Source organism: Oceanisphaera arctica (assembly GCF_002936955.1).
Taxonomy (GTDB): domain Bacteria; phylum Pseudomonadota; class Gammaproteobacteria; order Enterobacterales; family Aeromonadaceae; genus Oceanimonas; species Oceanimonas arctica.
The window spans coordinates 124377-131599 of record NZ_MPZM01000006.1; the positions used below are offsets into that span (position 1 = coordinate 124377).

Sequence of the window (7223 nt, forward strand, 5' to 3'; positions counted from 1 at the left end):
ATCGGCTTGTATATCACCAATTTTCGAGTAGCAGCATGAAGCGTAAAGACAATGAATATGATGGTCTGCACTGGGCAGAAGAAACCCAGGATGACCTTAGAGCCCTCGGGCGGATAGTGTCGTTGCCGGCGCTGGGATACCAGGATATCGGCCGGCAACAGCAACTGGCTGCCATCGTCGAGCGTTGGCCCTTGCTGGACGAGCTGTCTCTGGCACGGGATGACGAGAAATCATGCCGGTAATTGCCCTGCAGGGGATACGGGGTGGTGTGGGCACCACCTCGGTGACGGCGGGCCTGGCCTGGGCTTTGCGTCGACTGGGCGAACGGGTGCTGGTCATCGACTTTTCGCCGGACAATCAACTGTGCCTGCACTTCAACGCTCCGCTGTCGTTGACGGCGGGCTGGGCCCGTGCGGAGCTGGATGCTAGCCCCTGGCATCAGGAGGCGCTGCGCTATGAGGAGGGGCTGGATTTACTGCCCTTCGGACACTTGTCGGTGGCAGAGCATCCCCGCTGGCTGGCACAACACCGGCAGGAGCCCGGACGCTGGATGCAATACCTGACCCAGTTGCGCGACAGCGGCGACTATGACTGGCTGCTGCTGGATCTGCCTGCCGCCGATTCTGCCTGCGCCGAGCGGTGGCGGGCGGCGGCCGATGCGGTGTTCTGTGTGCTGACGGCGGATGCCAACAGCCATATCCGCCTGCATCGGCAGCAGATGCCGCCGGGGAGCCGGCTATTGCTCAATCAGTTTTCCGCCGACAGCCGCCTGCAGCAGGATTTGCAGCAATACTGGCGGCAACACCTGGATGCCTTGCTGCCATTGTCGATCCACAGAGACGAGGCGATGGCCGAGGCGCTGGCCGCCAAGCAGCCGGTGGGAGAATACAGTGCTATCAGCCTGGCGGCTGACGAACTTAATGTGCTGGCAGGCTGGTGCCTGGCCCATGTTAGCGGGGCGCGGCCATGAACTGGCTGATGGGGCCCTTGTTCAGCCTGGGGCTGGGGGCATTGGAGCAGCGTTATCGGGGATATCGCCGCCAGGGTAGCTCGGTAGCCGCCGCCGGCCTGTGCTGTGCCGGCCTGATCCTGGCCTGGTCCCTGTTTCGGCTGGAATCCCCCGGCTGGCAGGCGCTGCGTAGCCAGGTTCGTTACTGGTTTCCTCATCTTTCACCGGAGCGACCCCGGCTGGGTGATGGCCTGCGTTATCTGCTGCAGACCAGCTGGTTGCTGCTGACTTGCCCCGCCGGGCAAAAAAAGCCGATATGGGCGGCTTGGTCAGCCCGTTTGCGCGGCGCCGGTGATCGTCGGCGACGCCCGGTCAGAATTCCGGACAGGCCGAAGCCGGATACAGCCCAGCGCGCTCCAGCCGGCCAGCTCCGTCGCGCCGGGCGGATGCTGATGCTGCTGATTGCGGCGTTATTGGCCCTGCTGTGTATATCACAACCTTTTGACATACAGACGCAGCTGGTGTTTGTGCTGGTGCTGTGGGCGATGGCCATGGTGGTCCGTCGCATGCCCGGCCGCTTTGCCAGTCTGCTGATGATCATGCTGTCATTGCTGGTGTCTTGCCGCTACCTGTGGTGGCGCTACACCTCGACTCTGAACTGGGATGACCCGCTCAGCCTGTTTTTCGGCCTGCTGTTGCTGGCGGCGGAGACCTATGCCTGGCTGGTGCTGGTGCTGGGTTATTTTCAGTCGCTCTGGCCCCTGCATCGCCAGCCGACGCCGCTGACGATGCCGTCGGCCGAGTGGCCGACCATAGATATCATGGTGCCTACCTACAATGAGCCCTTGAGCGTGGTGAAGCCGACCATCTATGCGGCCCTGGGGATCGACTGGCCGCAGGACAAGCTCAATATCTACCTGCTTGATGATGGCGATAGAGCCTCGTTTCGGGCGTTCGCCGAGGAAGCGGGGGTACAGTATATTGCCCGGCCGACCCATGAACATGCCAAGGCCGGCAACCTGAACTACGCCATGCGGCAGGCCAGCGGCGAATTTGTCGCCATCTTCGACTGTGATCATGTGCCGACCCGCACCTTTCTGCAGCTGACCATGGGCTGGTTTTTCAAGGATAAAAAGCTGGCCATGCTGCAGACGCCGCATCACTTTTTCTCGCCGGACCCGTTTGAGCGCAACCTTGGCCGCTTCGGCCATACCCCGAACGAGGGCTCGCTGTTCTACGGTTTGCTGCAGGATGGTAATGACATGTGGGATGCCACCTTCTTCTGCGGCTCCTGTGCGGTGATCCGCCGCAGCGCCCTGGATGAGGTGGGTGGAATAGCGGTGGAAACCGTGACCGAAGATGCCCATACCTCGCTGCGCCTGCACCGCCTGGGCTACACCTCGGCCTATATCCGCATTCCCCAGGCCGCGGGTCTGGCCACCGAAAGCCTGTCTGCCCATATCGGTCAGCGGATCCGTTGGGCCAGGGGCATGGTGCAGATCTTCCGGCTCGACAACCCCTTGCTGGGCAAGGGGCTGAAACTGACCCAACGGCTCTGTTACGCCAATGCCATGCTGCATTTTCTGTCCGGCATCCCCCGGCTGATCTTCCTGACCGCGCCGCTGGCCTTCCTGCTGCTGAACGCCTACATCATTTATGCTCCGGCACTGGCCATTGCGCTCTACATGTTGCCGCACATGATCCATGCCAACCTGACCAACTCCAGGATCCAGGGTAAATACCGGTATTCATTCTGGAGCGAGGTATATGAAAGCGTGCTGGCCTGGTATATCGCCCGGCCTACTACCGTGGCCCTGCTTAACCCCCATAAGGGCACCTTCAACGTGACCGCCAAGGGCGGCCTGGTAGATAAAGCCCATGTGGACTGGGAAATCAGCAGGCCTTATCTGGTGCTGGTGCTGCTTAACCTGTGCGGCCTGATTGCCGGTGGCTGGCGGCTGGCATACGGTGATGCGGCCGAGATACCCACGGTGATCCTGAGCATAGGCTGGGTCCTGTTCAATATGCTGATCCTGGGCGGGGCCATAGCGGTGGCGGTGGAGGCCAGGCAGGTGAGGCAGTCACACCGGGTCGATATTGCCCTGCCTGCCGCCATCAAACGCCGGGGCGGCCATCTGTTTCCCTGTACCTTGCGTGATTATTCGGACGGCGGTGTGGGTATCAAATTGCGGCAGGACGACATACTGCGAGAAGGGGAACGGGTCACCCTGTTGCTCCGACAGGGGCTGCGGGAGTGTACCTTCCCGGCAACCGTGATGCGGCGATTCGGAACCGGCATCGGGCTGCAGTTGAGCAACCTGACCCGGGAGCAGCATATCGAGTTTATTCAATGTACCTTTGCCCGTGCCGATACCTGGGCACGCTGGCAGGATGAATTTGACCGCGACAAGCCGATGGCCAGCCTGACTGATGTGCTGGCACTGGGCTGGAGCGGTTTTCAGAGTCTGCTCGATTATTTGCCGTCGCCGCTGGCGCGACTGTTTGTCGGCGTGAGCCGGCTGCTGGTGTGGCTGAGATCGTTTCTTCCACGTACGCCACGCACTGACATGCTGTTACCGGGCTCGGAGCGAGCATTGGTTCAACCTTGATGAGGGAATAATGATAAAAAGAATCACCTTGTTCATCCTGCTGGCGGGAAGCATCACTGCCCCTATCCAGGCGGAAGAGAGTCCGGTCGAGACGACGCTCACAGTGCTGGAAGAGATCCCGGCCCGTGATGTAGAACTCACCTTTGGACAGTTGACCCCGTCGTCGGGGAACCTGATTCTGCGTGGCAACAGCCCCGAAGGCCAGGTGGAGTTCGGGGTGCGCAGCGATGAAGTGGTGTCCAGCGCCCTGCTTGATCTGGACTTTATTCCGTCACCGGCACTGCTGCCGGTCGAGTCTCAGGTGAAGGTGTACCTCAACGATGAAATGATGGGAGTGGTGCCGGTTGCGAACGAGCAGCTGGGTAACCGAAGTCGGGTACAGGTGCCGCTGGACCCGCGCTATATCGGCGATTTCAACCGGGTAAAACTGGACTTCATCGGTCATTATCAACGCACCTGTGAAAACCCGGCCCATAGTTCCCTGTGGCTGGATGTGGGTAGTGGCAGCAAGCTGTCGTTACGCTATCAGGCATTGCCGCTGAAGAACGATTTGTCCTATTTTCCCGAGCCGTTTTTCGATAGCCGGGATAATCGGCCGCTGACCCTGCCGATGGTGTTTGCCGCATCGCCGGCGCTGGCTCAGCATAAGGCGGCGGCGGTACTGGCGTCCTGGTTCGGTGCCCGGGCCCAGTGGCGCGGCCAGCAGTTTCCTGTGCTGTTCAACCAGTTGCCCGAACGCCATGGTATCGTCTTTGCCACCAATGAGCAGCGGCCGGAATTTCTGCGGGAGTATCCCGCCGTGGACGGCCCGACCGTGGAGATGATCAGTCACCCGGAAAATCCTTACGTCAAGTTGTTGTTGGTGCTCGGCCGTGACGATGAGGATTTGATCACGGCGGTACGGGGCATAGCCCAGGGCAGTATTCTGTTTCGTGGTCAGAGTGTCAGCGTGGCCGACGCCAGACCGCTGATGCCGCGTCAGCCCTATGATGCCCCCAACTGGGTGCGAACCGACCGACCGGTTGCGTTTACCGAACTGCAAAATTATCCCGATCAGTTGCAGGCCACCGGCATGGAGCCCTCGCCGATGTCGCTGACTCTGAACCTGCCGCCGGATTTATACATGGCTCGCGATCTGGGTATCGCCATGCAGTTGAAATACCGTTATACCTCGCCGAAAACGGATGATGGATCGCGGCTGACGGTCAGCCTCAACGATCAGTTTCTGCGTACCTATACACTCAAGCCGGAACGGCAAAGCGGCGAAAAGTTGTTGCAGCTGCGGCTGCTGCAGGATGCGTCCGGCAATGATCGGCTCACCATACCGGCGCTCAAGCTGGGTACCAGCAATCAGCTGCGTTTCAATTTCGACTACGCCAACGCCATTCTCGGTGGCACACCCGAGCGTTGCGAAACCTACCAGCAGATTCCCAATCAAGTGGTGATTGACGGTCACTCAACGATCGACTTCTCCGGTTACCGCCATTTCATCGCCATGCCGGACTTGCGCGCCTTTGCCAACGCCGGTTTTCCGTTCAGCCGGCTGGCGGATCTGTCCCAGACTCTGGTGGTCGTCGACAAGCACCCGGCTCCGGCGCAGATCAGCGCTCTGCTCAATATTCTGGGTGCCATCGGGGCGCACACCGGTTATCCGGCACTGGGGGTGCGGCTCAGTGACGACTGGCAGCAGGAAAAAAACCGGGATCTGGATCTGCTGCTGGTAGGTTCAATACCGGCCTCGCTGCGTGATGATAAAAACATCCATCTGCTGTTCGAAGCGACCAGAAGCCGGGTGCAGATGCCGGCTCGTCAGGTATCGCGGCCCGAGTTGATGCCGGATAGCCAAGACGACAAACCGGCGAGTGAAGCCAGGATTGACTCGGATGGTCCCATGGCGGCGGTGATTGGCTTTCAGTCCCCTTTCCATGAACAACGCAGTGTGGTGGCGCTGCTGGCAGACAGCCCTCGGGGTTATCAGCTGTTGAATGAGGCGATCAACGACAGCGGCCAGCGTGCCGCCCTGTCCGGTACTGTGGCGGTGATCCGGGAGTCGGGAGTCAAAAGCTTGCGAGTGGGCAAGGCCTACCATGTGGGTTACCTGCCCTGGTGGGAGCGAATCTGGTTTGTGCTGGCCCCGCACCCGCTGGTGCTGGCCGGTCTGACGGCCTTCAGTGTGTTGCTGCTGGCCTGGGTCTTGTGGCGGCTGCTGCGTGCTATTGGTCGCCGCCGGCTGTCGCCGGATGAGCGGGACTAACTTTTATGGGCGGCCTGTATGCGGGGATGCTGAGTCTGTTGCTGCTGTGGTCGGTCAGTGCCTGGTCCGGGTGTGACTGGCCGGCCTGGCAGCAGTTCAGGCAGGCTTATATCAGCGAGCAGGGGCGGGTGATTGATCCCGCCGGGGGGCGTGATGTCACCACCTCGGAAGGGCAGAGCTACGGCATGTTTTTCGCCCTGGTGGCGGATGATCGTGACACCTTCGAGCGTCTGCTGCGGTGGACCCAGGATAATCTGGCGGCCGGGGATCTGACCGCCCGGTTGCCAGCCTGGCTGTGGGGACAGGATCGGCAACAGCAATGGGGGGTGCTGGATCCCAATTCGGCTGCCGACTCGGATCTGTGGCTGGCCTATGACCTGCTGGAAGCCGGCCGTCTGTGGCAAAACCGCCGTTATCGGGTGCTGGGTACCCTGCTGCTGCAGCGCATCGCCCGGGAAGAGGTTGCAGACATTCCGGGCCTGGGTGTGATTATGCTGCCGGGTAAAGACGGTTTTGTCGGAGAGCAGCGTTGGAGCCTCAATCCCAGCTACCTGCCGCCCCAGCTGCTGGCGCGTTTCGCCGCTTTCGACGGACCCTGGCAGGCGATGCGACATAACAATCACCGGCTGTTGCTGGAAACGGCGCCCGCCGGTCTGGTGCCCGACTGGGTAGTCTGGAAGTCCGATTCAGGCTGGCTGCCGGACCCCAAGACCGGCAGTACCGGCAGTTACGATGCCATTCGCAGCTACTTGTGGGCCGGCATGCTGGCCGACGATTCCCCCGACCGGGCGCAACTGACGGCACACCTGCAACCGATGGCCGAACTGACGGCGACCTTGGGTGTGCCGCCGGAGCGTGTGGATGCCCTGACGGGTGAGGTATCGGGGGCCGGCCCTGTCGGTTTTTCCGCCGCCTTGCTTCCCTTGCTGCAGAATTCGACCGCCGCCGAGGTACAGCGCCGGCGACTGGCCACGCAGCCAGCCGGTGAAGATGCCTATTACGATACGGTGCTGACCCTGTTTGGACTGGGTTGGGATCAACGGCGTTATGCTTTCAATCAGGCGGGTGAGTTATTACCCGATTGGGACAATTCATGTTCAAGTTCTCGTTAATTACACTGGGCTTGCCGCTTGCTCTGGCCTTGTTGCCGGTGGCTCAGGCGGCGGTGGTCCCCGAGCCCTGGTTGCTGGAGCAGATCCGGCTGGGTGAGGCCAGTTACCGGGATAACCTGGTCGAGGAGTCATTGCACCGACTGGAGCTTATCGCCCCCGATCACCCCGAGGTGATGGCGGCACGATTGCGCCTGGCGCTGCGCCAGGACGAGGTGCCGCTGGCCCGTCGTCAGCTGGAGCGGCTGGCCCGGCTGGCGCCGGAGTCGGTTGAATATCGCCAGGCGAAAAGTGCCATGCGG

At 61.3% G+C, this 7223-nt stretch carries 5 protein-coding genes and 1 pseudogene; all 6 read left to right on the top strand.

Annotated elements, in window-relative coordinates:
• Positions 1 to 35: 35 nt before the first annotated feature.
• Positions 36 to 242 carry a cellulose biosynthesis protein BcsR gene (gene bcsR, locus UN63_RS04755; protein ID WP_104485632.1) on the top strand — a complete coding sequence of 69 codons (207 nt, stop codon included), beginning with the start codon at positions 36 to 38 and terminating at the stop codon, positions 240 to 242.
• Entirely contained in the window at positions 233 to 970 is a 738-nt protein-coding gene (gene bcsQ, locus UN63_RS04760; protein WP_104485633.1) for a cellulose biosynthesis protein BcsQ, read from the top strand. The genes bcsR and bcsQ overlap by 10 nt, the downstream gene beginning before the upstream one ends.
• Positions 967 to 3558 (top strand): UDP-forming cellulose synthase catalytic subunit, encoded by a 2592-nt coding sequence (bcsA, locus tag UN63_RS04765; protein ID WP_104485634.1) that lies wholly within the window; start codon positions 967 to 969, stop codon positions 3556 to 3558. The genes bcsQ and bcsA overlap by 4 nt, the downstream gene beginning before the upstream one ends.
• A 10-nt stretch (positions 3559 to 3568) precedes the next feature.
• A complete protein-coding gene (gene bcsB / locus UN63_RS04770; protein ID WP_104485635.1) occupies positions 3569 to 5812 on the top strand; it encodes a cellulose biosynthesis cyclic di-GMP-binding regulatory protein BcsB in 2244 nt (747 codons plus the stop codon).
• 5 nt (positions 5813 to 5817) lie between these two features.
• Positions 5818 to 6924 (top strand): cellulose synthase complex periplasmic endoglucanase BcsZ, encoded by a 1107-nt coding sequence (gene bcsZ, locus UN63_RS04775; RefSeq protein ID WP_104485636.1) that lies wholly within the window; start codon positions 5818 to 5820, stop codon positions 6922 to 6924.
• Positions 6906 to 7223 (top strand): annotated as a pseudogene (locus UN63_RS04780) (hypothetical protein); the annotation flags it as partial. The gene bcsZ and the pseudogene UN63_RS04780, both read left to right, overlap by 19 nt.